We start from the raw sequence: 25103 nt of genomic DNA on the forward strand, positions 1-25103 counted from the left end.
GGTTTTTTTCCCCCCACCCGCTTATAATCCCCCCCCCCCCCCATACCCCCCCCGCCGGCCTTTGGGGGGGGGGGGGGGGGGGCCCCCCCCCAGTTCGGGAAGGGGCGGGGTGGGGAACAGGCCCGCCGCAGGCGCTCCGGCTCTCAGCTCTGCCAGATCTTGAACGCCCGCACCCGGTAAGGCGATTGCGGCACCCACGTCCCGCCGCCCGGATACGTCTCGAACTCACCCGTCTCCGCGCACTCCGCGGACTGGTACGTCGTCACCGGCCGCCCGGTGCGGTTGGCGAGAGCCTGGGCCTCGGTGCCGGGCGGAAGCGCGACGCAGCTCTCGATGTCCGTGCCGGACAGTTCGTGGGTCTGGCGGCCGCCCCTGAAGTCCGGTTTGGCCCAGAGACAGAGCTCCCCGGTCGCGCAGGCCCCAAGACGCGGCGGCCCCGCGTAAGCCGGCTGCGGCAGCAGTGCGGTGACGGCCAGGGCTCCGGCCGCGAGGACGGTCGTACGCATCATCGGAATCAACCCCCGTTTGCAGTGGATCACTTGGCCTCAGCCTGAGCTGCGGGAACGTGGCTGCGGAAGAGGCCCGGAGGCGTTCCACCCGGATAGGCGACAGCCCCGCCGGAACCGTCCGGCGGGGCTGTCGTACGTACCGGGTTGACGTCAGATGTGGGCGCCGCCCGCACCCGCGTCCGCGTTCTCGCCGCGCTTCGTCAAGGTGGCGACCAGCGCCGCCACGACCGCGACGACGCCCGCGACGGTGAAGGCCAGGTGCATGCCCGACACGAACGTGTCATGGATGACGCCACCGATCTTGTCGATCAGGGGCGGTTCCAGGCCCGCCTTGGCCAGCTCCTTCGCCGGCACGGAGGCGAACTCGGCCGCCTCCTCCAACTTGGGGTCGGCCGGAATCGGAATGCCCGCTTCCTTCCAGTTGCCCGCGAAGTCGGCGCTGACCTTCGAGGACATGATCGCGCCTAGGACCGCGGTGCCGAGCGCGCCGCCGACCTGCATGGCGGCCTGCTGGAGACCGCCGGCGACCCCGGAGAGCTCCATCGGGGCGTTGCCGACGATGACCTCGGTGGCGCCGACCATGACCGGCGCGAGGCCGAGGCCCAGGAGGCCGAACCACAGCGACATCATGAACGTACTGGTGTCGGCCGTGAGCGTCGTCATGCCGAACATGGCGGTCGCGGTGGCGACCATGCCGCCGACCAGCGGGACCCGCGGGCCGAACTTGGTGATGAGCACGCCCGCCAGGGGCGAGGAGACGATCATCATGCCGGTCAGCGGCAGCAGGTGCAGGCCGCTGTCGACCGGGCTCATGCCGTGCACGCCCTGGAGGAAGAACGTCACGAAGAACAGGCCGCCCATGAAGGCGATCGCCATGAGGACCATGAGGACGACACCCGCGGAAAGCGGAATGGACCGGAACATGGCGAGCGGAATGAGCGGTTCCTTGACCTTCGTCTCCCAGACGGCGAAGACCACGAAGAGGACGACCGAAGCGCCCAGCCAGGCCCAGGTGCTGGGGCTGTCCCAGCCCCACTCGCCAGCCTTGATGATGCCCCAGACCATGGCGAACATCGCGCCGGAGAGCAGCACGATGCCGGGGATGTCGAAGGAGCGCGGGGCGTTCGCCGCGCGGTGGTCCTTGAGGATCACGAGGCCGAAGACCAGCGCGACGATCCCGACGGGCACGTTGATGAAGAAGACCGACTGCCAGTTGACGTGCTCGACGAGCAGACCGCCGACGATCGGGCCGCCGGCGGTGGACGCGCCGATGACCATGCCCCAGATGCCGATGGCCATGTTCAGCTTCTCGGCCGGGAAGGTGGCGCGGAGCAGGCCGAGCGCGGCCGGCATGAGGAGCGCGCCGAACAGTCCCTGAAGTACCCGGAAGGCGATGACCAGGGAGATCTCGCTGGACAGTCCGATGGCCCCGGAGGCGAGAGCGAAGCCGGCGATGCCTATCAGGAAGGTCTGGCGGTGGCCGAAGCGGTCGCCGAGCTTGCCCGCGGTGATCAGGGCGACGGCGAGGGCGAGGAGGTAGCCGTTGGTGATCCACTGGACGTCGGCGAGCGAAGCGCCGAGGTCCTTCTGGATGGCCGGGTTGGCGATCGCGACGATCGTGCCGTCGAGCGCGACCATCATCACGCCGATCGCCACGGAGAAGAGCGTCAGCCAGGGGTGGCCACGGAGCCCCTTGGCGGGCGCGGGATCCTGCGGCGGCGGCGCCTTGTCGATGGTGGTCTGACTAGTCATACCCACGAGGCTAATGTCAGCCGCTGACAGTTGACAAACGAATTCACAAGCACGTAACTGTCACGAAGCTCACAGGTATCCTGAGCTGGACAAAAAGGCGAAAGAGGCTACCTCTCACATGACCGGGCACCGTGCGGCGACCGAGGCCACAACCGAGGCGACGACGGGGCTGCGCGAGCGCAAGAAGCAGCGCACCCGCGACGCTCTGGTGCGGGTCGCGCTCGAGCTCTTCACCACCCAGGGGTACGAGCAGACGACCGTCGACGAGATCGCCGACGCCGTCGAGGTCTCCCAGCGCACCTTCTTCCGCTACTTCGCCAGCAAGGAGGAAGTCGCCTTCGCCGTACAGGACATGGTGGAGTCGCACTTCCTGGCGGAGCTGGCCGTACGCCCGCCCGAGGAGCGCCCGTTCGCCGCCATGCGCAGCGCGGTGCTGTGCGCCTGGGACACCATCGGCGAGGCGATCGAAGCCGTCGTACCGGTCGAACTGCACATGCGCACCTACCTGATGATCGAGTCGACGCCCGCCCTGCTCGCCGCCCACCTGCGCCGCTCCACCGAGCTGGAGGAGCGGACCGCGCGGATCATCGCGGACCGCGAAGGGCTCGATCTGGACGCCGACCCGCGGCCGCGCATCGCCGTCGCCGCGTTCACCGGTGTGATGCGCGTAACGGGGCGGCTGTGGGGGCAGGGCGACGACACCAGCATGGAGTCGATCAGGACGCTGACCGCGCTCTACCTGGACCACCTCGAACCGGCGCTCGCGGCGGACTGGCGCGCTCCGGCGCGTACACCGAGTGACGGAGGCTCAGAAACCCTTGTCTGAAACGTGAGGTGCGTCACGGATTTCGCGGGGAGCCTCACGCTTCTCCTAGGGTGGCCAGCAGTGACTTCCTTCGACACCTCCCCCACCCTCAACGCATGGCGCGCGCTGCTCGCTCTCGCCGTGGTGTTTGTCCTGCTGGCCACCACGGGATGGACCGCGATACGCCATCACGAGGGCGGCTCCGACATCCGTGCGTCGTCCTTGGCCGCCTGGGCGACGGGTGGCATCGACGGCCGTGAGCTGCCGGAGGCAGGATCCACGCCCGACCGGCTCGCCCGCTTCTTCGCCGGCCTCACCGCCTCCCAGCGCACCCGGCTCGTCGACCGCTACCCGCTGGTCGTCGGCAACCTCAACGGCGTCCCGCTCACGCTGCGCTACCGGGCGAACCACCTGGCCCTCGCCCAGGCGCGGGCGGTGGAGCTGGAGCGTACGCACGACGAACGGCTGACGGCCTCCGGCCGCACGACGGCGGACCGCAGAATGCGGCGCTTCGAGTCGCTGATGGGCGACGGGCGGCAGATCCTCGCCTTCGACCCCACCGGCTCCGGGCGGGTCGCCGAGGTCTTCGGCGACCTCGGGCGCGCCGAGCGGGTCTCGGTCGTCGTCCCCGGTGTCGACACCGATGTGGTGAATTTCGAGCGGACGCGCCGCCAGTACAGCGCGCCGGTCGGCATGGCGAAGTCGCTGTACGCCGCCGAGCGCGCGGCGTCGCCCCGTACCCGTACCGCCGTCATCGCCTGGGCCGACTACACCTCGCCGTCGGGCGTCGGCATGGACGCGGCGATCGGCAAGCTCGCCAGGGCCGGCTCGCAGCGCCTCGACTCGCTCGTCCGGGGCCTGCCCGGCGACTCCAAGGTGTCGCTCTTCTGCCACAGCTACGGCTCGGTGGTGTGCGGCGTCGCGGCCCGCGCGCTGCCTGCCCGGGTCGCCGACATCGCGGTCGCCGGCAGTCCCGGCATGCGGGTCGAGAGCGCGAAGGAACTCGGCACCGGGGCGCGGGTGTGGGCCACCAGGGACGGCGACGACTGGATCCAGGACGTGCCGAACCTCGAGGTCGGCGGGCTCGGCCACGGCGCGGACCCGGTGACGCCGGAGTTCGGTGCGCGGGTGTTCTCGGCGAAGGGCGCGATCGGGCACGCGGGCTATTTCGAGCCGGGGACAGAAAGCCTCAGCAACTTCGCCGGGATAGGCGTCGGCTCGTACGACTCGGTGAGCTGCGCGGGCGACGGTGGGGACTGCCGGAGTGGAATTTCCGGCGCGGAAGCGAACTGACGCGCGTAGAACCTCGTGGCGGTCGGCGCCCGGCCGGAACATAGCCCGGAACATCGCGCCCGGCACCGATGGGCTCCTAGGAGGCTCCCAGAGGGCTTCGAGGGGGCTTCGAGGGGCGACGCGCGGGAGCACGCCGCATACGATGAGCCGCATGGGTGATGTGCTGGCCGGAATTCATGCCACCTGGGAGTTCGAAAGCGACTCCGTGCTCATCCGCTTCGAACGGGGGATCCGCACGCCGAAGCTGTTCCAGGCGATCGGCGAGCGACGCATCCCGCACGAGGCGCTGGCGTCGGTGACCCTGACGCCGGGGAAGCGCGGCACAGTCGTTCTGCACGCGATCCCGAGACCGGGTGCGGATCCGCTGATGGAGGCCGCGGCGGGGCAGCTGCGGGACGGCTCCGATCCGTACCGGCTCGTGCTGCCGGCCGAGCGCGAGGTGCTCGCCGAGTACTACGCCGATGAGCTGCGCACGCTGCTTCTCCCCGAGGCGAAGGTGCCCTCGGAGAAGTTTCTGGTGGCTGCGCCTTCGGCCCCGCTGCAGTTCAAGGCGTACGACGGCAAGGCGTCCTTCGACGGGGCGCGGGTCTCCTTCCGCTGGTTCTGGACGGGGGCGTCGTCCGCGAAGTGGAAGGCGGGTGATCAGAGCTTTCCCGTCCAGGAGCTGAACGGTGTGGAGTGGCGCTCCCCCGACGTTTTCGACGGGTATCTGCGGCTGCTGCGGCGCGAGGGCGGGGCTGGGGGCGGCCTCGCCCCGTACCCCGGGCCGCCGCAGCCGGCCCAGGCCGATCAGGATCCGGCGGCCGTCGTCTTCGGCCTCGGGTACGGGCCGGTGCACGAGTCGCTGCCGTTCGCGGCGGCGGTGCTGGGGGCGGTACGCAGTGGCAGTGCGGCCCCCGGCGACGCGGTGGCGGCTGAGGCGGCGCCGGTGCCGGTGGCGGTGCCCGTGGCGGGGCGGCGTGACCCCGCGGACATCGCGGAGCGGATACGGCACCTCGGGGATCTGCGGGAGGCGGGTCTCGTCACGGATGAGGAATTCACCGCGAAGAAGGCGGAACTGCTGGCGGAGCTGTAGGGCGGCGCGGGCCGCGGGTGCCGGCGCTGGCTGGCACTGGCTCCCGCCGGCGCCGGCGCGGCCGTGCGGCTGGGGCTTGGCGGCCCTGCGGGGCTGTCCCCCACCCGCCCCTTCCCGAAACCGGGGCGCTGCCCCGGACCCCGGTCCTCAAACGCCGGACGGGCTGGATTTGGCCGGGGGCGGCGGGACGTCCGCCGACACGGGGCGAGGTCGAGACCAGCCCGGACTCGGATCGGCGCGAGCGGCGCGGGCACGGGTCGCTTGTGCGGCGGGGCTCGGGCCGGCTTCAGCTGGTGCAGGCTTGGATCGGCGTGAGCGGCGCGGGTCTGGTCTGCGTGAGCGGCGCGGGTTCGGGACGGCGTGAGCGGCGCGAGCTCAGGTCGATGTGAGCGGCACGGGTCCGGGCGTGAGCGCCGCAGGGCCGGGCGTGAGCGCTCTGGGCTCGGATCGGCCGCGCGGGCTCGGGTCCGCGTAAGCCGCGTCCGCTCGGATCGGCGTAACCCCGCGCGGGCTCGCTCGGTCGGCTTCAGCAGTGCAAGCCAACCAGCTCCGACCCGGAGGGTGCACGGCGTGTCATACCCCGGTATGAGGTCGGTGTCCCGACCCGGGTATGACGCCCGTACGTCGAGCTGCTGCCTACGCTGGCCCGGACATGACCGAACCTTCCGCTCCCCCGGCTCCCGCCCCGCCGCAGCCGCCCCCCACCGACGGACTCATCAGCGCCGGGCGGCGCAATCTGCGTGGCCTCAGCCATGCCGTCACGCACCCCTCGCACGCGCCGACGCCCCTGTTCGCCGACGCCCCGAAGCGGTGGCAGAGGGTGCTTCCGTACGCCGCTGTGCTGATTCTCGTCGCCACGTTCCTCCCCGTCACGATCACCGTCCTCACCACCGACTACGGCATGGCCGGCGGGCTCGCCGGGGCCCTTGCCGCCGCGCAGACCGTTCCGTTGCTGATGATCGCCCACCGGCCGCTCCAGGCTTGGTGGATCATCCTGCCCGCGGATGCTGTCGGAGGGCTGTTTCTGCTCAACGGGCTGGGCCGGGACGACATCTGGCCCTGGACTCCGCCCGCCATCGTCGCGTATCTGTTCTTGATGCTCGCGCTGGCACTGCGCGAGACGCGTCAGACACTGATCGGCGTCTGGATCGTCACCGGCGCGACCGGCCTCGTTCTCGGCCAGCTCTTTCCCCAGAAGAGCGACGGTACGAATGTCCTGCTGATCGTGCTCAGCGCCGTGGTCCTGATCATCGGCGGCGCGCTGCGCGAGCGGGGCGAAGCGCAGCGGCGGCTCGTCGAGCAGGAGACCATCAGCGAGGCGGAACGGTCCCGGCGCACGCTGCTCGAGGAACGCACCCGTATCGCCCGTGAACTGCACGACGTCGTCGCCCACCACATGTCCGTGATCACCGTCCAGGCGGACTCCGCGCCGTACCGCGTCGGCGGCCTCTGCCCGGAGGCGCGGGAGGAGTTCGCCTCCATCGCCGCGAGCGCGCGCGAGTCGCTGACCGAGATGCGGCGGCTCCTGTCCGTCCTGCGCAGCGAGGACGCGACCGGCGAGCGGGCCCCGCAGCCGGGCCTCGACCGGCTCCAGCAACTCGTCGAAGCGACGGTACGGGCGGGTGTGCCGGCCGAGCTGTCCCTCACCGCGGGCCTCGCCGTACACGGACAACTGCCGCAGGCCGTCGACCTTTCGGCGTACCGCATCGTGCAGGAAGCCCTCGCGAACGTCGTACGGCACGCCCCGGGCGCCCCCACGCGCGTCTCGGTCTCCTCCGACGGCACGCACCTGACCGTCCTCGTCGTCAACGGGCCTCCCGCCGGACCGCGTTCGACCGTCGAGGCGAGCGGGGCCGGCGGACACGGCCTCGTCGGTATGCGCGAACGCGTACGGTTGACCGGCGGCACGCTCGACACCGGCCCGCTGTCCGACGGCGGCTTCCGGGTCGCCGCCCGGCTTCCCCTCGGCGCGAAGGACCCCACCTCCCCATGACCATCCGCGTGATCATCGTCGACGACCAGGCCATGGTGCGCGCGGGGTTCGCCGCACTACTGTCGGCGCAGAGCGACATCGACGTGGTGGGCGAGGCGCCGGACGGGCGGCAGGGGATCGAGGTCAGCCGGGTCACGCATCCCGACGTCGTACTCATGGACGTACGGATGCCCGAGATGGACGGGCTCGCGGCCGCCCGCGAACTGCTGGACCCGCCGGTCGGGGTCGTCCACCGGCCGAAGGTCCTCATGCTCACTACCTTCGACGTGGACGACTACGTGTACGAGGCGCTGCGCGCCGGGGCGTCCGGGTTCCTGCTGAAGGACGCACCGCCGGCGGACCTGATCTCGGCGGTGCGAGTCGTGGCCGCCGGGGAGGCGCTGCTGGCGCCGTCCGTGACGCGGCGTCTGATCGCGGACTTCGCTCGGCAACGACCGGCGCCCCGGAAAGACCCGTCGCTGCGGCTCAACGGGCTTACGCCGCGCGAGACGGAGGTTCTGGAGCTCATCGCCCGTGGGCTTTCGAACCAGGAGATCGCGGCTCAGCTGGTCCTGGCCGAGCAGACGGTGAAGACGCACATCGGCCGCGTCCTGGCCAAACTCGACCTGCGCGACCGCGCGCAGGCGGTGATCTTCGCGTACGAGTCGGGGCTGGTCTCCCCGGGCGCGTGAAGGGGCTTTGCGCCCTCGGCCGCCCGTAGAACGCTCACCGCCGGGAGGGGGCGGGTCGCGCAGGGGGTGGTGTTCGGGACGTAAAGCGTGATGTGTGGGCCGGCCCCCGGCGTCGTACAAGGAATGCCGCTGCGCGCCTAAATCATGCAGTCCCGAACACTGCCCCCGGAGCGGCACGCCCCCGGCACACCCCCCCATACCCCGGTAGCACCCCCGACTTGGCTCCCCGGTGTGACGCCCCCGTCGGCGTCGTCTTCCTACCTTCCTCTCCGTCAGCCGCCGGAAGAGGAAAAAGAAGAGGGATTCATGCGCCGCTACAAGAGGACCCTGGTCGCGGTCGCTCTCGCGACAACCGTTGTTTCGGGCACCGCCGGCTGGGCCTCCGGCAACGCGCAGGAGCCCGTCACCGGCCCACCCCCCGGCACCGCCGCCTGGCAGCGCGAGGGGCTGCCCGACCCCGCCGCGACCACCCCCGCCCAGGTCGCCCACTTCTTCGCAGCGCTCACCGAAGACCGGCAGCAGGACCTCGTCCGCCGCCACCCCACCGTTGTCGGCAACCTCGACGGCGCCCCCGTCAAGCTGCGGTACGCCGCCAACTCCCTTACCGCCAAAGCCAACGGCTTCGGCCGCCTCGCGGAGCCCGGCCGCCAGATCCTCGCCCTGGACCCGCGCGGGCGCGGTCAAGTCGCCGAGGTGTACGGAGATTTGGAGGAGGCGGAGCACGTGGCGGTCGTCGTGCCCGGCTCGGACATTGACGCCGGCACCTACGACCGTACGAACGACGCCTACGGCACTCCGGCCGGCATGGCCAAGTCCCTGCGCGACGCGACGAAGGGCCACCGCACCGCCGTGATCGCCTGGGCCGGTTACACCACCCCCGTCGGCGTGGGCCTGGACGCCGCCACCGGCGAACTCGCCGAGGCGGGGGCAGACCGCCTCGCCCGGCTGACGGACGGGCTCGACGCCACCGGCGCCCCGGATCCGGCCCTCTTCTGCCACAGCTACGGCTCCGTGGTCTGCGGCCTGGCCGCCCCGCGCCTGGACGCCGCCGACGTCGTCGCGCTCGGCTCCCCCGGGATGCGGGCGGACAGCGTCGCGGACCTGCGCACCGACGCCCGCGTGTGGGCCGCCAAGAACCCGGCCGACTGGATCGACAACATCCCGAATGTGGAGTTCGCCGGGCTCGGCCACGGCGCCGACCCCACGGACCCCGCCTTCGGGGCGCGCCGCGTGCCGGCGGGTGACGCGGACGGCCACACCGGTTACTTCGCGCCGGGCACGGAGTCGCTCCGTACCTTTGCCTCGATCACGGTGGGAGAGCTGTGATGAGGGCTGTGACGAGGGCTCTGGCAGCGAAGATCGACGCGCAGACCCCCGCCCACCGCGACCGTGCCATCGACGGTCTGCGCGCGCTCGCCCTCCTCGCCGTCCCCACCGGCCACTGGATGCTTGGGGGTTTCACGCTGGACGGCGGCGGCGCCCTGCACAATGCCAGTCCGCTCGCCTCGTTCGGCTTCTTCGCGCCGGTGACCTGGGTGCTCCAGATGCTGGGCATCTTCTTCCTGGTCGGCGGCTACGCGTCGGTTCTCTCGTACCGCCGCCACCAGGGCCCGGCCGGGGCGTGGCTGCGCGGCCGGATCGCGCGGCTCGGCCGGCCCGTGCTGGGCGTGACCGCTGTGTGGGCGGTGATGCTTCCCGTGCTGTACGCCGTGGGGGTGCCGGGGACGACGCTGCGGACCGGGTCGACGCTGGTGATCCAGCCGCTGTGGTTCGTGGGGGTGTACGTGGCGGTGACGGCCCTGACCCCGTACTGCGTCCGTGCCGGCCGGAAGATGGGCGCGTGGGCCGCCGCGCCTCTCATCGGCTCGGTGGCTGTGGTCGACCTTCTGCGGTACGGGCCGTACGCCGAGGCCATGCCGTCCTGGCTGAGCGTGCTGAACCTGCTGCCGGGCTGGCTCTTCGCGTACCAACTCGGCGTCTCCTGGGGCGAGAAGCGTATTGGGGGACGCGGTGGGGCGCTGCTGCTGATCGGCGGCGCCGTTCTGTTCGCGGCGCTGCTGGTGGTCTTCCACTACCCCGCGTCGATGGTCGGCGTGCCGGGAGAGGCCCGCACCAACTCCCACCCGCCTTCGCTGCTGGTCCTTGCTCTTGCCGCGGCCCAGAGCGGGGCGGCGATCATGCTTCGGGAGCGGATCGGGAGGCTGCTGCGGAGGCGGCCGGCGCTGTGGGCGCCGGTCGTCGTGATCAACCTGTCGGCGATGACGATCCTGTGCTGGCACCAGACGGCGATGCTCGCGGCGGCCGTCCCCGGTTCGTTGCTGGGTACGGTCCCGGGGCTGACGGCGGCGCCGGATTCGCTGGGGTGGGTGCTGGTGCGGGTGGCGTGGCTGCCGGTGTTCGCGGGGCTGTTGATTCTGATCGGGCGTTATGCGCGGGGGTTCGAGACGCCGTGGGGGACGACGACGAGGGCGCGTCGGGCGGTGGCGGGGGTGCTCGCGGCGGGGTTCACGGCGTTCGCTCTGGACCTGGCGTGACCCGGCCGACCCGCTGCGCGGAGCCTTTTCCCCACCCCGCCCTTCCCGCTGCGACATTTGCGGCTCCGCCGCGTGGGGGGCAAGCCCCAGACCCCGGACGGGCTGAATTTCCGCGGCCGGGAACCCCTTTAACCCCGTCGGACGATTGAGGGTCCGGACCCGGGCAGGGCAGCGCCCCGAAGCGCGGCACAGTCCTCGAACCCCCGGCCCGGCCCTGCCGCGCGCCAACCCGCCCGGGGGACGGCGACTTCTCCCGTGAGACAGCGTCACCCCGTGGAACAGCCATGCCACCACGGCCCCCTCTCAACCTCGGGCAACCCACGAACCCGTCCGGCGCCTGAGAACCGGGGCCCGGCGCAGCCCGCGAACCCGCCTCACACACCAACCCCGCCGCGTACGGGGCTCTTGCCCTCTGGGGGCAGCCTCGCCCCGCGCAACGGCGCTGGCACCCGGGCAGCTTCTCAGCCCGTCCGGCGCTTGAGGACCGGGGGCCCGGGGCAGCGCCCCGAAGCGCGGTGCAGCCGGCGAATCCCCCGTACCCCCTACTCGCGCCCCGCCGAAGTAAACGTCATGTCCGCGTACCGGCCGCCCGCGACCTGGCTCGCGATCGGTTCCAGCAGGTCCATCTCGGTGTCGGTGAGCAGGAGCCGGGTCGCCGCCGCGTTCTCCTCGACGCGGGTGCGCTTGCGGGTTCCGGGGATGGGTACGACGGTCAGGCCGTGCACCTGCGCCTGCTGCTGCACCCACGCGAGCGCGACCTGCCCGAGCGTCGCGTTCCGGCCCTCGGCGAGTTTGCGTACCGGGTCGAGCAGCGACGCGTTCACAGCCGCGTTGTCGCCGTTGAAGCGGGGCTGGTTGCGGCGGAAGTCGTCCTCGGTCAGGTCCTTTTCGGCGCTCGCGAAGGAGCCGGTGAGGAAACCTCGGCCCAACGGGGAGTACGGGACCAGGGCGACACCGAGTTCGCGGGCCGCCGGTACCACGCCCGCCTCGATGTCGCGGCTGAACAGTGACCACTCCGACTGCACGGCCGCGATCGGGTGCACAGCCTGCGCGGCCCGCAGTTCGCCGCCGGTCACCTCGCTCAGCCCGAGGTGCTTGACCTTGCCCTCGCGCACAAGCTCGGCCATCGCGCCGACCGTCTCCTCGATGGGGACGTTCACATCACGCCGGTGCATGTAGTAGAGGTCGATCTCGTCGACGCCCAGGCGCTGGAGGCTGCCCTCGACGCACTGGCGCATGTACGCGGGGTCATTGTTGATGATCCGCTTCGTCGGGTCGCGCGGGTCCACGGCCAGCGCGAACTTCGTCGCGATGACGACCTCGTCCCGGTGTGCCTGGAAGAACGGCGCCAGGAACTTCTCGTTCTCGCCGGCGGCATACGCGTCCGCCGTGTCGTACAGGGTGATGCCCAGTTCCAGCGCCCGCTCCAGCGTCGCCCGCGCCTCGTCGGCGTCCGTGGGTCCGTACGCGAAGCTCATGCCCATGCAGCCGAGGCCCTGTACCCCGACCTCCGGACCGTCGGTCCCGAGCCGCACTTCTTCGATCTTGTTCATTTCGTCGCTCATGCTCATATGGGTTTCAGACCCTCTCCGACGCCCGCCGGGCGTCCGCGTAAAAGTCGATCTTGTGGTCCAGCACGGCGAGCGTGTCCTGGAGTTCGGCGATGCGTGCGCGCACGTCCCGGCGCGTCGACTCCAGCAGCTCCTGCCGCTCCTCGAAGGTGTGCTCGCCCTCCCGCAGCAGTTCGGCGTACCTCACCATGTCCGCGACCGGCATCCCGGTCAGCCGCAGCTTGCCGACGAAGGCCAGCCAGTCCAGGTCGCTGTTGCGAAAGCGCCGCTGGCCGGTGTGCGAGCGGTCGACATGCGGCATCAGCCCGATCCGCTCGTACCAGCGCAGGGTGTACGCCGTGAGCCCGGTGTGCGCCGCGACCTCGCTGATCGTGTAGTGGTCCCGGCCTTCCGGGCGCGGGTGCGGCCGGGGTCGGGGTCGGGGTCGGGCGGCGCAGGAATCGGTGCGTGCGGGTGGGGTTTCCGTCACGGTCATGGCCTCCACGCTAGGACCTTGGAGTGCACTCCAAGCAACCGTAATCAGGAAGAAGTTTCCGGGCGGGCTGGCTAGCCTCCGGCTTCATGAGATCTGTACGCCGCGCCCACGCCGCCGATGCCGCGGAAGTTCTCCGCCTGCGCCAAGTGATGATCGACTCCGTCTTCGCTGTCGATACCTCGACCGACTGGCACGCCGAGTCCCTTCCGACCGTACGAAAGAAGCTCGCCGACCAGGACGGCAACTTCGCCGCCTTCGTCGTCGACCACCCCGACCGGCCCGGCGCGCTCGCCGCACTCGCCGTCGGCACGGTCGAGTACCGCATCGGGCGCTCCGGCAATCCGCACGGCGCCATCGGGTACGTCTTCAGCGTCGCCACCGACCCGGACCAGCGCCGCCGCGGCCACGCCCGCGCGTGCATGGACGCACTGCTCGACTGGTTCCGCGAGCGCGGCGTGGGGAGCGTCGACCTCAACGCGTCCGCCGAGGCGGAGCCGCTCTACGCCTCGCTCGGGTTCGTACGCAAGCCCGACCCCTCCATGCGGCTGACCCTGTGAAGCCTTTACGCTCGTACGCATGCAGAGCAGGCAGGGCAGTCAAGTCACCGCGTCGCTGATCGAGAACTGGCCGGTACCCACTGCGGCGGCCGCCGTCGTACGGGCGGACGGCACCGTCGCGGACGCGCACGGACCGACCGGGCACCGCTTCCCGCTCGCGTCGGTGACCAAGCCGCTCGCCGCGTACGCCGCGCTCGTCGCGTACGAGGAGGGGGCCGTCGAGCTCGACGAACCGGTCGGCCCCGCCGGGTCCACGGTCCGCCACCTCCTCGCCCACACCAGCGGTCTCGCCTTCGACGAGCACCGCGTGATGGCGCCGCCCGGCGAGCGCAGGCTCTACTCGAACGCCGGCTTCGAGGTCCTCGGCGACCACATCGCGAAGGCGACGGACATTCCCTTCGCCGACTATCTGCGCCAGGCGGTGCTCGAACCGCTGGGCATGACGGCTACGTCGCTGGACGGCTCGCCCGCCAAGGACGGCGTCTCCACCGTCGACGACCTGGCGCGTTTCGCCGCCGAGCTCCAGGCTCCGCGCCTGCTGGACCCGCGCACGGTCGCCGAGGCCACCGCCGTCGTGCATCCGGGGCTGAAGGGCGTACTGCCCGGATACGGCCACCAGAACCCGAACGACTGGGGGCTCGGATTGGAGATCCGCGACTCCAAGTCCCCGCACTGGACGGGTAGTTCGTCGTCTCCGCGTACGTTCGGACACTTCGGGCAGTCCGGTACGTTCCTGTGGGTGGACCCCGACGCGGGCCTCGCGTGCGTCGCGCTGACGGACCGGGCGTTCGGGCCGTGGGCCGTCGAGGTGTGGCCGCCGTTCACGGACGCGGTGCTCGCGGCATTCGGCCCGGGCGCCCGCTAGTCGCAAGCGGTGACCGGCAGGGAACCGTCGCTTCCGGTGAGGGTCACCTTCACCAGGCCCTCCGGGTCCTCGGCATGGGCCGTCGTGCAGACCAGTTGCCGGACGGCCGCCGCGTCGAGTGAGCGCACCGGGAACGCGACCGTGACGTGCACCTTTTCCGGGGCGCCGGCCCGGCTGCTTCCCTCCTCGTCCGTCGCCGGTTCCACCTGGACCGGCGTGCTGCCGGTGGGCAACCGGGTGGTGATGCCGGCCGCGTGCTCCTCGGGCGTGGGGCCGTCCAGCAGCGCGGCGAGCTTCTTGGCGGTCGCCGTGGGGGTGACCCCGTCGACGAACCTGGCCACAGGGATCGACGAGCCGTCCGGTCCGACGAAGAAGAGCAGCATCCCACCCTCCTGGGCCACGTCCGCGACGGCCGGGCCGCCCGCCTCGACCACTTCGCTGGCCCGGATACCGCACCCGGCGAGCAGCAGCGACGCCGACGCCAGAACGAGGGAGCGCGCGTACTTCACGCGGTCACCTCGCTGGTGGTGAGGGGTATCTCCACGACGAAGACGGCGCCGCCGTCGGGGCCGTTCGCGGCACGTACCGTACCGCCGTGCAGCCGTACGTTCTCCAGGGTGATGGCGAGTCCCAGGCCGCTGCCCGCCGAGCGCGTACGGGCCTGATCGGCCTTGTAGAAGCGGTCGAAGACGTGCGGCAGCACGTCCAGGGGGATGCCGGGCCCCCGGTCGGCCACCTCGGTGACGAGCCACTGCGTGGTCCCGCCGCGCGTCTCGGTGCGCAGCCCGACCGTGACGGGCGGCCGTCCGTGCCGCAGGGCGTTTCCGACGAGGTTGGCGATCACGACGTCGAAGCGCCGGGGGTCGAGCCGGGCGCGGATGCCGTCGGGCAGATCGAGGGCGATCTCGGCGGTGTCCGTCCAGTGGCGGCTCTGCAGGGTCCTGCGGATGGTCTCGGCGGCGTCGACCTCGTCGGTGTTCAGCTCGGCCGCGCGGGCGTCGAAGCGGGAGATCTCCATCAGGTCCTCGACCAGTACGGCCAGCTTGTCCGTCTCGCTGCTGATCAGGCGGACGGCCGCGGCCGTGTCCGGGTCGAGGCCGGCCGCGTCCTCGTCGAGCAGTTCGGTGACGGCGAGCATCCCTGCGAGCGGGGTGCGCAGCTCGTGGGAGACGTCGGAGGCGAAGCGGCGGGCGCGGGCCTCGGCGCGCTGGAGTTCGTCCACGGAGCGTTCGAGCGCGGCGGTGGACTCGTTGAACGTACGGGCGAGCTCGGAGAGTTCCCCGCCGCCCTTGACCGGGATACGGGTGTCCAGCCGGCCCCGGCCGAGGCTGCGGGCCGCCTGCCGCAGGTCGCGGACCGGGCGCAGCACACCGCGGGCCGCCAGGAGGGCGGGCACCAGGGCGATCGCGAGCGCCGGCAGGGCGCCGTCCCGTGCGGCGACGACCATGGCGTCGATGTTGGTCTGTTCGTCGGTCAGCGGCATGACGGCGGAGAAGATGAGACCCGTGGGGCGCAGGGTCCGGCCTCCCGTTCCGGGCGGGCTGGTCCGGAAGACGACGGGCACGGCGATGGTCAGGTAGGGCTCGCCGTCCTTGACGACCCGCTGGAAGCTGCCGTGCGGCGTGCCCCGGGCCTCGCGGCGCAGCTCCGGTGTGATGACGGTGGAGGTGGGTCTGGTGCCGGAGGAGAGCCGCATCGATCCGTACTCCGCGTACACCCACCAGTCGCGGCCCTTGCCCTGCCGGGCGAGCGTGCGGACCATCCCCTGCATCTGTTCCGTGTTGGGCGGCAGATTGAGGTGGAACTCCTGGATCTGCTCGCGGAAGGACGAGACAGCCGAGTCCTGCGCCTGTTTGAGCAGGGCGTTGCGCGCCTCCCGGTAGGTGAGGGCTGCGGTGGTGCCGCAGCCGACCGCCGCGACGAGCAGGAACGCGAGAACGAGCCGCGTACGGAGTCCGGAGATCAGCACAGCGGCCCGAAACGGTAGCCGAAACCGCGCAGGGTCTGGATGTAGCGGGGGCTGCCCGGGACGTCCTCGATCTTGTTGCGCAGCCGCCGTACGCACGCGTCGACGAGCCGGGCGTCGCCGTGGTAGCTGTGCTCCCAGACGTGTTCCAGCAACTGCTGCCTGCTGAAGACCTGTTCCGGGGCCGCGCACAGGTGCAGCAGCAGCTTCAGTTCCGAGGGGGCCAGGGCGACGCGCTCGCCGGACTTGGCGACGGTGAGCCCGGCCCGGTCGACGGCGAGTTCGCCGTGGAACTCGACGGCGGGCCTGCCGCCGCCCGGTGCCTCGATGCGGCGCAGCACGGCGCGGATGCGGGCCTCGATCACCTCCGTACGGGCCGGCTTGACGATGTAGTCGTCGGCACCCGCCTCCAGGCCGATGACAACGTCGAAGTCGTCGCCGCGGGCCGTGAGCATGATGATCGGCAGCTGGCTGCTCTCGCGCACGCGGCGGCAGACCTGGACGCCGTTCATGCCGGGCAGCATCAGGTCCAGGAGCAGCAGGTCGGGGCGGAACTCGGCGAGGGCGGCGAGCCCGGCCTCCCCCGTGGCGGCGGTGCGCACGTCGTGGCCTCGGCGGCGCAGCCCCAGCTCGACCCCTTCCCGTACGGACGGGTCGTCTTCTATCAGGAGCACGCGTGGCATCTGTGGAGTATCCCAAGGGGTGAGGGCCGGGTGTTTGTCGCTGCACTCGCGGTCACCGTCCTCATGGCCGCACCCGCCGTACCGCGCCCGTCAGCAGGGCGTCGACTTCCGTCAGGCGCAAGGGCCTTGCCAGTACGGCGAACACCGCGAGGATCGCGGCCGCGCCCGTCGCCGTCGCCGCCAGGGCCCCCGCACCCGCCGCCCATCCGGCGGCGAGGTGGCCGAGCGTCGCGGCGGGCACGGCGGCGGCGAGGAGCCGGGCGTGGGCGGCGAGGGACGGGGAGCGTCCCGTCCTACGGTCCGGGGGCAGCCTCCTGTGCAGGGTGTACGCAGTGAGCGCCCAGCCCGCGCACAGGGCGAGCGAGTACGCGCCGGCCATGCCCGTCACCGCCCAGCGGGCGGGCAGCAGGAGATACGCGGCCGTGGACAGGCCCGCGTTGAGTCCGGCGATCAGGAGGTTGAGGAGGAACGGGGTGCGGGTGTCGCGCAGGGCGTAGAAGGCGCGGGAGAGCACGTACTGGCCGGAGAAGGCGATCAGGCCCGGTGCGAACGCCATCAGGATGCCCGACATCGCCACGATGTCGTCGGCGCCGGTTCTGCCGTACTGGAAGACGAGCGCCATCAGCGGCTGCGCCAAGGCGAGCAGCGCGCAGGCCGCCGGCACGACGGCGGCGGCGCTGGTGCGCAGTGCGTACGAAACGTCGCGGCGTACGGCGGACTCGTCTCCGTCGGCCGCCGACCCGCTCATGCGCGGCATCAGCGCGGTGACCAGCGACACCGTCACGATGCCGTGCGGCACGGCCCACAGGAGGTAGGCGTTGTTGTACGCGCTGAAGCCGACGCCGCCGTCGATGCCCAGGGCCGCCGCCCGCTGCCCGGCCGACGTGGCCAGCCGGGTCACGACCCAGTACGCGGCCTGGTTGGTGAGGACCAGCAGGACCAGCCAGCCGGCCGCCCGCATCGGCCGGGTCAGCCCGCTGCCCCGCCAGTCGAACCTGGGGCGCCAGCGGAATCGGGCCGCGCGCAGGACGGGGAGAAGCGCGAGCGCCTGGGCGGCTATGCCGGCCGTGGTGCCCCAGCCGAGCAGGGCCGTGTGGGCCGGTGACAGGGTTCCCTCGGACGTGGCCGCGAGCCCGAGGTAGAGCCCGAACACCGCTATGACGACGACGTTGTTGAGAACGGGCGTCCACATCATCGCGCCGAACCGGCCGCGCGCGTTGAGGACCTGGCCGAGCAGGGTGAACAGGCCGAGGAAGAAGATCTGCGGCAGGCAGTAGCGGGCGAAGGCGACCGTCATGGTGGCCTGCTCGCCGGTGTAATCGGTGTACGCGCCGACGATCGCCGGCGCCGCGAGGACCGCGCCCCCGGTGATCGCCAGCAGCGCCACGACGCAGACGGTGAGCAGCCGGTCCGTGTACGCGGCTCCGCCGTCCTCGTGCTCCTTGGCGGCCTTGACCAGCTCGGGGACGAAGACGGCGTTGAGGGCGCCGCCGAGCAGCAGCATGTAGACGATGGTCGGCACGGAGTTGCCGACCGCGTACCCGTCGGCGGTCAGGCCGATGCCGAGCGCCGCCGCGACGACGGCCGACCGTGCGAAACCGGTGGCGCGCGAGACGACGGACCCGGCCGCCATCAGCGCGCCGCTGCGCAGTACGGACGGCGGTTTCGGCGCGGCGAGCGACGTGGTGCTCATCGGCGGGCCAGATACGCCTGGAAGGCGCGGTACAGCGCGTGGTTGGTCGTGCCTGCCATCGGTGTTTCCCACTCCCCCAGCGTTTCGACGACCTGTCCGCCCGTGCCGAGTTTCCAGCGCAGCAGACCGTGTCCGCGGTCGTCGGGATCGAGGGTGGAGGGTACCCCGCGCATGTCGTAGACGTCCGCGCCGAGTGCGTGGGCGTCCCGCAGCATGCGCCACTGCAGGGCGTTGGAGGGGCGGACCTCGCGCCGGTGGTCGGCGGAGGCTCCGGTCTGGTACCAGACCCGGCGGCCCACCGTGATCATGGTGTGGGCGGCGAGCGTCTCGCCGTCGTGGCGGGCGAGGTAGAGCTTCATCCGGCCCGGTTCCTCGGCGTTGAGGACCTCGTACTGCCGCTCGTAGTACGCCAGTGAGCGGCCGAGCCGGAACCCGTCGCGCTCCTCGGTGATCCGCAGCAGCCGGTAGAAATCGGGGAGATCGGCGGCGTCAGCGACCGACACCTCGACGCCGGACTTCTCGGCCCGGCGCACATTGCGGCGCCACTCCTGATTGAGCCCGTTCCACAGGTCGTCGGTGGTGCGCCCGGCGAGCGGGACCTGGAAGACGAGGCGGGGCTGCGCGTCACCGTCGCCGGCCGGGCCGTCGCCCCCGCAGCGCCGCCAGCCGCGCGCCCGCAGCCGCTCGGACACCGCGGTGCCCAGCGGGTCGACCTCGCAGGCGAGGACGTCGTTGACCTGCCGGCCGCGGCCGGTGAGCTGCTTGAGCCGGGCGGCGTTCCAGCGGCGGAAGGCGGGTCCTGGCCCGATGCGTACGGCGAAGACACCGGTCTCCCGCAGATGGCGCAGCAGCGGAGTGAGCCAGCCGTCGATGTCCGGGTCGGCCCAGTCGGCGTACGGCCCCTCGGGCAGGTACGCGAAGTACTTCCGGGTGCCGGGGAACTGACGGAGCAGCACCAGGGCCACCCCGGTCAGCCCCTGCGCGCCGGGCGGGCCCGCGCCCTCCTCTCCGGGTCCCCAGCCGACAAGCCGGGACTGCCACCCTTCCTTCACACCGGCCCAGGAGGGGCACTGGAGAAAGCTGGGGCCCGACGGCCCGGCCGCGCGGGACGCGACGAACGCGCGGTACGTCTCGGCGGTGATGGGCCCAAGCCGCGTCTCCCGGCTACGGGCGGCCGCCGTCACGAGCAGAGCTGCTGACACAGCGTGAGCCTCCGTTTTCCGCCCCCTCGTCCGGGGGGCAGGCAGGAGATTCACAGCCGTCCATGACCGTGTCGCGCGACAAATGTGACCGGACGACGACGGTTTCTCCGCAGCCGCTGTCACATGGGCGCCGAGCCGATTTCGGGCGCTTTTCGCGGCCTAGAGTCCGGGCATCCCACCCCTTTCTGGAGGCTTCCGTGAGTCATGTACGTGCGTCGCGTTCCGCTGCCGTGGCCGGCGTACTGAGCGCCGCGCTCTGCGCCTGTTCGGCCGGTACGGGAAGCGTCACGCCCCCGTCCGACGGGAAGCCCGGTGGCGCGCCGGACCGCCCGGCGACCGTCACCGTGACCCCGGATGGCAGGGGCGTGGCCGCTGGGAAGCCGGTCGTGGTCACCGCGAAGGCCGGCACGCTGACCTCCGTGACGGTCGTCGACTCCGAGGGCAACCGGCTCACCGGCGCGGCGGCTGCCGGCAAGGCGTCCTGGACTTCGCACCGCAAGGCGGTGCCCGGCATGACGTACAAGGTGGAGGCGAAGACCCGTACCGGGAGCGGCGGGAAGGCCACGAGCAGGACGTCGTTCACCACCGCCGCCGCGGGCAAGGTCAACAAGCTGTCCCTGGCGCCCGGGAAGAACACCACCGTCGGCGTCGGCCAGCCGCTGTCGGTCGTGTTCGACAACCCGGTCGCCAACAAGGCCGAGGTCGAGAAGCAGCTCAAGGTCAGCACCTCGAACGACACCGAGGGTTCCTGGGGCTGGGTCCGGGACTACTCCGGCAAGGACAGGGCCGACTGGCGCCCCAAGGAGTACTGGAAGCCGGGTACGAAGGTCACCCTCGACGCACAGTTCAACGGCACCGACTCGGGACGGGCGGGCGGCTGGTTCGTCCGCGACTACCTCACCGGGTTCACCGTCGGCGCCCGCCAGGTCGTACGCGTCGACCTCGACCGCAAGCGCCTCACCCTGGAGCGGGACGGGAAGAAGATACGGGACATACCGGTCTCCGGCGGCACCCCCGGCGGCGACAAGCGGTCCTGGCGGGGCACCGCCGTGCTGATGGCGAAGGAGGGCACCATCAACATGAACTCGGAGACCGTGGGACTGCGCGACGCCTACGACAAGATGGTCGACCACTCGATGCGGCTCACCTGGTCCGGGATGTACGCACACGCCGCCCCCTGGAACTCCGCCCACTTCGGCCGGTCCAACAAGAGCTCGGGCTGCATCGGCATGAGCGACTTGGACGCGGCGTACTTCTACGGGCAGGTACGCGTGGGCGACCCGTTCGAGATCAAGGGCGCGGACACCAAGGGGACCGTCGCCGCGGGCAATGGCTACGGCGCGTGGAATCTGTCCTGGCAGGAGTGGCGGGCCAGGAGCGCGTCGGCCGGCTGAGGCGTCAGCCGCTCATCTCCCACAGCAGCACCTCGGCGGGGGCGGCGGCCGCCACCAGTTCAAGGCCGTCCGCCCCGGTGATCCGGGCAGCGTCGCCGGGCCCCAGCGCGTGCTCGCCGAGGCCGAAGCCGCCCCGCACCACATGGACGTACACCAGCGGTGCGTCCGGGACCGCCGTCCGCTCGCCGGCCGCGGGACGCCGGACGTGCAGCAGCGCGCCGGCGGCCGGCAGGGCGTACGGGGTGGCGTCGGCGATACCGCGCACGACCTCGTACGACGGCTCCCCTCCGGGGTCCCGAGGCGCCAGCCACATCTGCACGAAGACCAGCGGTACGTCGCCGTCGTTGCGCTCCACGTGCCGGACGCCGGCGCCGGAGCTGAGCCGCTGCACGTCTCCCTGGCGTACGACCGTGGTGTGGCCGGCGGAGTCGTGGTGAGTGAGCTCGCCCTCGACGACCCACGTCACGATCTCGGTGTGGCTGTGCGGGTGCTCGTCGAAACCGGCGCCGGGGGCCAGGCGCTCCTCGTTGCAGGCGATCACGGCGCCGAAGCGGAGGTGGTCGGGATCGTAGAAGTGCCCGAAGGAAAAGGCGTGCAGGGACTCGATACCGGCGGAGGCGTCGCCCCCGCGAAAGCGGTCCGCGGAGCGCCGTACAAAAATCACGCGCCCCACGGTAGCCCCCGGGGCGAGGCCCCGGTCCTCAAACGTCGGACGGGCTGAAAGACAGCCGGGCGCCCCCCGGGCCCCCGCGCACCCGTTCCGATAAGGCAGTCTTGTCCCGTGCCCCAACCCGATCCTGACCAGCAGCCGCCCGCCGCGAAAGCAGCCCACCCGCACTCCGCGACCCTGCGCCGGCTGGAGAAGTCCTCCGGCCGCCTCGCCGCGAACGCGATCGCCCGCATGGACGAGACGCTGCCGTGGTACCGGGCCATGCCACCGGAGAACCGGTCGTGGATCGGCCTGGTCGCCCAGGCCGGCATCGCGGCGTTCACCGAGTGGTTCCGGCATCCCGAGACCCCGCAGGCCATCTCCACCGACGTCTTCGGCACCGCGCCCCGCGAGCTGACCAGGGCGATCACCCTGCGCCAGACCGTCGAGATGGTGCGTACGACGATCGAGGTCATGGAGACCGCGATCGAGGAGGTCGCGGCGCCCGGCGACGAGTCGATCCTGCGCGAGGCCCTGCTCGTGTACGCCCGCGAGATCGCCTTCGCGACCGCGCAGGTGTACGCCCAGGCCGCCGAGGCCCGCGGTGCCTGGGACGCCCGGCTCGAATCGCTCGTCGTCAACGCGGTGCTCTCGGGTGAGGCGGACGAAGGGGCCGTGTCGCGCGCCGCCGCACTCGGCTGGAACTCCCCCGAGCATGTGTGCGTCATCCTCGGCACCGCACCCGACGGGGACTCCGAGCTGACCGTCGAGGCGATCCGGCGGGCCGCCCGGCACGCCAAGCTCCAGGTCCTGACCGGGGTGCTCGGCAACCGGCTGGTCGTCATCGCGGGCGGCAGCGACAACCCGCTGCAGGTCGCGAAGGCGCTCATCGGCCCGTACGCCGCCGGGCCCGTCGTCGCCGGACCCATCGTCCCCGATCTCCTCGCCGCCACCCGGTCCGCGCAGGCCGCAGCCGCCGGGCTCAAGGCGTGCCAGGCCTGGCAGGACGCCCCGCGCCCGGTCCTCGCGGACGATCTGCTGCCGGAGCGTGCGATCGCCTCGGATCCTGCCGCGCGGGACCAGCTGGTGGAGGAGATCTACAGACCGCTGGAAGAAGCGGGCTCGGCACTCCTGGAGACACTGAGTGTGTATCTGGAGCAGGCGAGCAGCCTCGAAGGCGCGGCGCGGATGCTCTTCGTGCACCCCAACACCGTGCGATACCGGCTCCGACGTGTGACGGACGTCACCGGCTGGTCACCCTCCGATGTTCGATCCGCCTTCACACTGCGGATCGCGCTCATCCTGGGGCGTCTGGCCGACGCGGAGCCGCAGTCCTAGACTTTTGTCGAACACCAACAAATAGCCCGACGGTTCTTGGTCCCTGTCCCCACGGGTCCGCAGCACCGTCCACAAGAGAGAGTGTGAGGGTGCTCGTACTCGTCGCTCCCGGCCAAGGCGCCCAGACGCCCGGCTTCCTGACTCCCTGGCTCGACCTCCCCGGCGCCGCCGACCGGCTCGCCGGCTGGTCCGACGCCATCGGGCTCGACCTTGTCCACTACGGCACGCAGGCCGACGCGGAAACGATCCGCGACACGGCGGTCGCCCAACCCCTGCTGGTGGCGGCCGGTCTGCTGTCCGCCGCCGCCCTGGACGCCCGTACGGACGTCTCCGCGGTCGCCGGTCACAGCGTCGGTGAGATCACGGCCGCCGCGTACGCCGGTGTGCTCACCGAAGAGGCCGCGCTCGGTTTCGTACGGACTCGTGGACTCGGCATGGCCAAGGCCGCCGCCGTCACCGAGACCGGCATGTCGGCGCTCCTCGGCGGTGACATCGACGTCGTCGTCCCGCATCTGGAGAAGCTGGGCCTGACCCCGGCGAACGTCAACGGCGCGGGCCAGATCGTGGCCGCCGGCACGGCGGAGCAGCTCGCCGCGCTCGCCGAGGACAAGCCCGAGGGCGTACGCCGCGTCGTTCCCCTCAAGGTCGCCGGCGCGTTCCACACGCACCACATGTCTCCGGCGGTCACCGAGCTCGGCAAGGCGGCGCAGGATCTGGTCGTCTCCGATCCGGCCATCACCTACGTCTCGAACGCCGACGGCCGGACCGTCTCCACCGGCCCCGAGGTCGTCTCGCGCCTGGTCAGCCAGGTCTCCAACCCGGTCCGCTGGGACCTGTGCATGGAGACCTTCAAGGAGCTGGGCGTCACCGCTCTCATCGAGGTCTGCCCCGGCGGCACGCTGACCGGCATCGCCAAGCGCGCACTGCCCGGTGTGAAGACCCTCGCGCTCAAGACCCCCGACGACCTCGACGCGGCCCGCGCGCTCATCGCTGAGCACGCGGCGCGATAGGAGCCCGAGAGAGCATGTCGAAGATCAAGCCCAGCAAGGGCGCCCCGTACGCACGCATCATGGGTGTCGGCGGCTACCGTCCGACCCGTGTCGTGCCCAACGAGGTGATCCTCGAGACGATCGACTCGTCCGACGAGTGGATCCGCTCCCGCTCCGGCATCGTGACCCGCCACTGGGCGTCCGACGAGGAGACCGTGGCCGCGATGTCGGTCGAGGCCGCCGGCAAGGCGCTGGCCGACGCGGGGATCACCGCCGACCAGGTCGACGGCGTCATCGTCTCCACCGTCTCGCACTTCAAGCAGACCCCCGCCGTCGCGACCGAGATCGCGGACAAGATCGGCGCCAACAAGCCCGCCGCCTTCGACATCTCGGCCGGCTGCGCCGGTTTCGGATACGCCCTGACCCTCGCCAAGGGCATGGTCGTCGAAGGCAGTTCGACGTACGTCCTCGTCATCGGCGTCGAGCGGCTCTCGGACCTGACCGACCTGGAGGACCGCGCGACGGCCTTCCTGTTCGGCGACGGTGCGGGCGCGGTCGTCGTCGGCCCCGCAGAGGAACCGGCCATCGGCCCGACCGTGTGGGGTTCCGAGGGCGACAAGTCCGAGACCATCAAGCAGACCGTTCCGTGGTCGGACTACCGCAACGCCGGTGAGGTCGCGAAGTTCCCGGCCATCACGCAGGAGGGCCAGGCGGTCTTCCGCTGGGCCGTCTTCGAGATGGCGAAGGTCGCCCAGCAGGCGCTGGACGCGGCCGGGATCAGCGCGGACGATCTGGATGTCTTCATTCCGCATCAGGCGAACATGCGGATCATCGACTCGATGGTGAAGACTCTGAAGCTGCCGGAACATGTCACGGTCGCCCGTGACATCGAAACCACCGGTAACACCTCGGCCGCCTCGATTCCGCTCGCGATGGAGCGGCTCCTGGCGACCGGGCAGGCGAAGAGCGGTGACACCGCGCTGGTCATCGGCTTCGGGGCGGGTCTCGTCTACGCCGCGACGGTCGTTACCCTCCCCTAGGCACGTCCGGACCATTCCGGGCCTGCCGCTTTACCCAATTCCCTCTGCT

The 25103-nt window shown here is 71.5% G+C and carries 23 protein-coding genes; 13 read left to right on the forward strand and 10 right to left on the reverse strand.

Annotated elements, in window-relative coordinates; translation table 11 throughout:
* Positions 1 to 143: 143 nt before the first annotated feature.
* Positions 144 to 506, reverse strand: coding sequence for a peptidase inhibitor family I36 protein (locus tag ABZX79_RS28345; RefSeq protein ID WP_355263910.1), 363 nt, complete (start codon positions 504 to 506; stop codon positions 144 to 146).
* 153 nt (positions 507 to 659) lie between these two features.
* Positions 660 to 2261, reverse strand: a complete 1602-nt coding sequence (locus tag ABZX79_RS28350) for an MFS transporter (RefSeq protein WP_355263627.1) — start codon at positions 2259 to 2261, stop codon at positions 660 to 662.
* Between the two features lie 118 nt (positions 2262 to 2379).
* On the opposite strand from ABZX79_RS28350, the gene ABZX79_RS28355 reads away from it, so the two are divergent.
* The 7 genes from ABZX79_RS28355 to ABZX79_RS28385 all read left to right on the forward strand — a co-directional run bounded on the left by ABZX79_RS28355 (position 2380) and on the right by ABZX79_RS28385 (position 10632).
* A complete protein-coding gene (locus ABZX79_RS28355; RefSeq protein ID WP_355263630.1) occupies positions 2380 to 3087 on the forward strand; it encodes a TetR family transcriptional regulator in 708 nt (235 codons plus the stop codon).
* A gap of 60 nt (positions 3088 to 3147) precedes the next feature.
* The gene (locus tag ABZX79_RS28360) at positions 3148 to 4359 is read left to right on the forward strand and encodes an alpha/beta hydrolase (protein WP_355263633.1); all 1212 of its coding nucleotides are present in this window, start codon (positions 3148 to 3150) and stop codon (positions 4357 to 4359) included.
* Positions 4360 to 4501: 142 nt separating this feature from the next.
* Entirely contained in the window at positions 4502 to 5434 is a 933-nt protein-coding gene (locus ABZX79_RS28365; RefSeq protein WP_355263636.1) for a DUF4429 domain-containing protein, read from the forward strand.
* Positions 5435 to 6086: 652 nt separating this feature from the next.
* Positions 6087 to 7427 (forward strand): sensor histidine kinase, encoded by a 1341-nt coding sequence (locus ABZX79_RS28370; RefSeq protein WP_355263639.1) that lies wholly within the window; start codon positions 6087 to 6089, stop codon positions 7425 to 7427.
* Positions 7424 to 8098 carry a response regulator transcription factor gene (locus ABZX79_RS28375; protein ID WP_214979938.1) on the forward strand — a complete coding sequence of 225 codons (675 nt, stop codon included), beginning with the start codon at positions 7424 to 7426 and terminating at the stop codon, positions 8096 to 8098. Before ABZX79_RS28370 ends, ABZX79_RS28375 begins: the two co-directional genes overlap by 4 nt.
* 306 nt (positions 8099 to 8404) lie before the next feature.
* Positions 8405 to 9424, forward strand: a complete 1020-nt coding sequence (locus ABZX79_RS28380; protein ID WP_355263643.1) for an alpha/beta hydrolase — start codon at positions 8405 to 8407, stop codon at positions 9422 to 9424.
* Positions 9424 to 10632, forward strand: a complete 1209-nt coding sequence (locus tag ABZX79_RS28385; RefSeq protein WP_355263646.1) for an acyltransferase — start codon at positions 9424 to 9426, stop codon at positions 10630 to 10632. Before ABZX79_RS28380 ends, ABZX79_RS28385 begins: the two co-directional genes overlap by 1 nt.
* A 542-nt stretch (positions 10633 to 11174) precedes the next feature.
* Here the strand turns inward: ABZX79_RS28385 and ABZX79_RS28390 are convergent.
* Together ABZX79_RS28390 and ABZX79_RS28395 are read right to left on the reverse strand one after the other, a co-directional pair.
* The gene (locus ABZX79_RS28390; protein ID WP_355263649.1) at positions 11175 to 12197 is read right to left on the reverse strand and encodes an aldo/keto reductase; all 1023 of its coding nucleotides are present in this window, start codon (positions 12195 to 12197) and stop codon (positions 11175 to 11177) included.
* A 13-nt stretch (positions 12198 to 12210) separates the two neighbouring features.
* Positions 12211 to 12678, reverse strand: coding sequence for a MerR family transcriptional regulator (locus ABZX79_RS28395; RefSeq protein ID WP_355263652.1), 468 nt, complete (start codon positions 12676 to 12678; stop codon positions 12211 to 12213).
* Between the two features lie 86 nt (positions 12679 to 12764).
* On the opposite strand from ABZX79_RS28395, the gene ABZX79_RS28400 reads away from it, so the two are divergent.
* Both ABZX79_RS28400 and ABZX79_RS28405 read left to right on the forward strand, forming a co-directional pair.
* A complete protein-coding gene (locus ABZX79_RS28400; RefSeq protein WP_355263655.1) occupies positions 12765 to 13235 on the forward strand; it encodes a GNAT family N-acetyltransferase in 471 nt (156 codons plus the stop codon).
* Positions 13236 to 13254: 19 nt separating this feature from the next.
* Positions 13255 to 14100 carry a serine hydrolase domain-containing protein gene (locus ABZX79_RS28405; RefSeq protein ID WP_355263658.1) on the forward strand — a complete coding sequence of 282 codons (846 nt, stop codon included), beginning with the start codon at positions 13255 to 13257 and terminating at the stop codon, positions 14098 to 14100.
* Here the strand turns inward: ABZX79_RS28405 and ABZX79_RS28410 are convergent.
* The 5 genes from ABZX79_RS28410 to ABZX79_RS28430 form a co-directional block, all read right to left on the reverse strand.
* Entirely contained in the window at positions 14097 to 14609 is a 513-nt protein-coding gene (locus tag ABZX79_RS28410; protein WP_355263661.1) for a hypothetical protein, read from the reverse strand. The two genes, ABZX79_RS28405 and ABZX79_RS28410, sit on opposite strands and share 4 nt — an antisense overlap.
* Positions 14606 to 16069, reverse strand: a complete 1464-nt coding sequence (locus ABZX79_RS28415; RefSeq protein WP_355263664.1) for a HAMP domain-containing sensor histidine kinase — start codon at positions 16067 to 16069, stop codon at positions 14606 to 14608. Before ABZX79_RS28415 ends, ABZX79_RS28410 begins: the two co-directional genes overlap by 4 nt.
* The gene (locus ABZX79_RS28420) at positions 16063 to 16749 is read right to left on the reverse strand and encodes a response regulator transcription factor (RefSeq protein WP_214976323.1); all 687 of its coding nucleotides are present in this window, start codon (positions 16747 to 16749) and stop codon (positions 16063 to 16065) included. The genes ABZX79_RS28415 and ABZX79_RS28420 overlap by 7 nt, the downstream gene beginning before the upstream one ends.
* Before the next feature lie 61 nt (positions 16750 to 16810).
* A complete protein-coding gene (gene murJ / locus ABZX79_RS28425; protein WP_355263669.1) occupies positions 16811 to 18442 on the reverse strand; it encodes a murein biosynthesis integral membrane protein MurJ in 1632 nt (543 codons plus the stop codon).
* A complete protein-coding gene (locus ABZX79_RS28430) occupies positions 18439 to 19644 on the reverse strand; it encodes a peptidoglycan bridge formation glycyltransferase FemA/FemB family protein (RefSeq protein WP_355263672.1) in 1206 nt (401 codons plus the stop codon). The genes murJ and ABZX79_RS28430 overlap by 4 nt, the downstream gene beginning before the upstream one ends.
* Before the next feature lie 197 nt (positions 19645 to 19841).
* Here ABZX79_RS28430 and ABZX79_RS28435 point away from each other — a divergent pair, with 197 nt between their 5' ends.
* On the forward strand, positions 19842 to 21038 hold the full coding sequence (locus ABZX79_RS28435) for an Ig-like domain-containing protein (protein ID WP_355263675.1): 1197 nt from the start codon (positions 19842 to 19844) through the stop codon (positions 21036 to 21038).
* A gap of 4 nt (positions 21039 to 21042) precedes the next feature.
* Here the strand turns inward: ABZX79_RS28435 and ABZX79_RS28440 are convergent, their stop codons facing one another.
* A complete protein-coding gene (locus tag ABZX79_RS28440) occupies positions 21043 to 21702 on the reverse strand; it encodes a pirin family protein (protein ID WP_355263678.1) in 660 nt (219 codons plus the stop codon).
* Between the two features lie 117 nt (positions 21703 to 21819).
* On the opposite strand from ABZX79_RS28440, the gene ABZX79_RS28445 reads away from it, so the two are divergent.
* The 3 genes from ABZX79_RS28445 to ABZX79_RS28455 all read left to right on the forward strand — a co-directional run bounded on the left by ABZX79_RS28445 (position 21820) and on the right by ABZX79_RS28455 (position 25054).
* On the forward strand, positions 21820 to 23025 hold the full coding sequence (locus tag ABZX79_RS28445; RefSeq protein WP_355263681.1) for a helix-turn-helix domain-containing protein: 1206 nt from the start codon (positions 21820 to 21822) through the stop codon (positions 23023 to 23025).
* 89 nt (positions 23026 to 23114) lie between these two features.
* On the forward strand, positions 23115 to 24035 hold the full coding sequence (locus ABZX79_RS28450; RefSeq protein ID WP_355263684.1) for an ACP S-malonyltransferase: 921 nt from the start codon (positions 23115 to 23117) through the stop codon (positions 24033 to 24035).
* Positions 24036 to 24049: 14 nt separating this feature from the next.
* Entirely contained in the window at positions 24050 to 25054 is a 1005-nt protein-coding gene (locus ABZX79_RS28455) for a ketoacyl-ACP synthase III (protein WP_355263687.1), read from the forward strand.
* The last annotated feature ends 49 nt before the right edge of the window (positions 25055 to 25103 follow it).

This window comes from Streptomyces sp. NPDC002994 (genome assembly GCF_040611155.1).
Classification (GTDB): Bacteria; Actinomycetota; Actinomycetes; order Streptomycetales; family Streptomycetaceae; genus Streptomyces.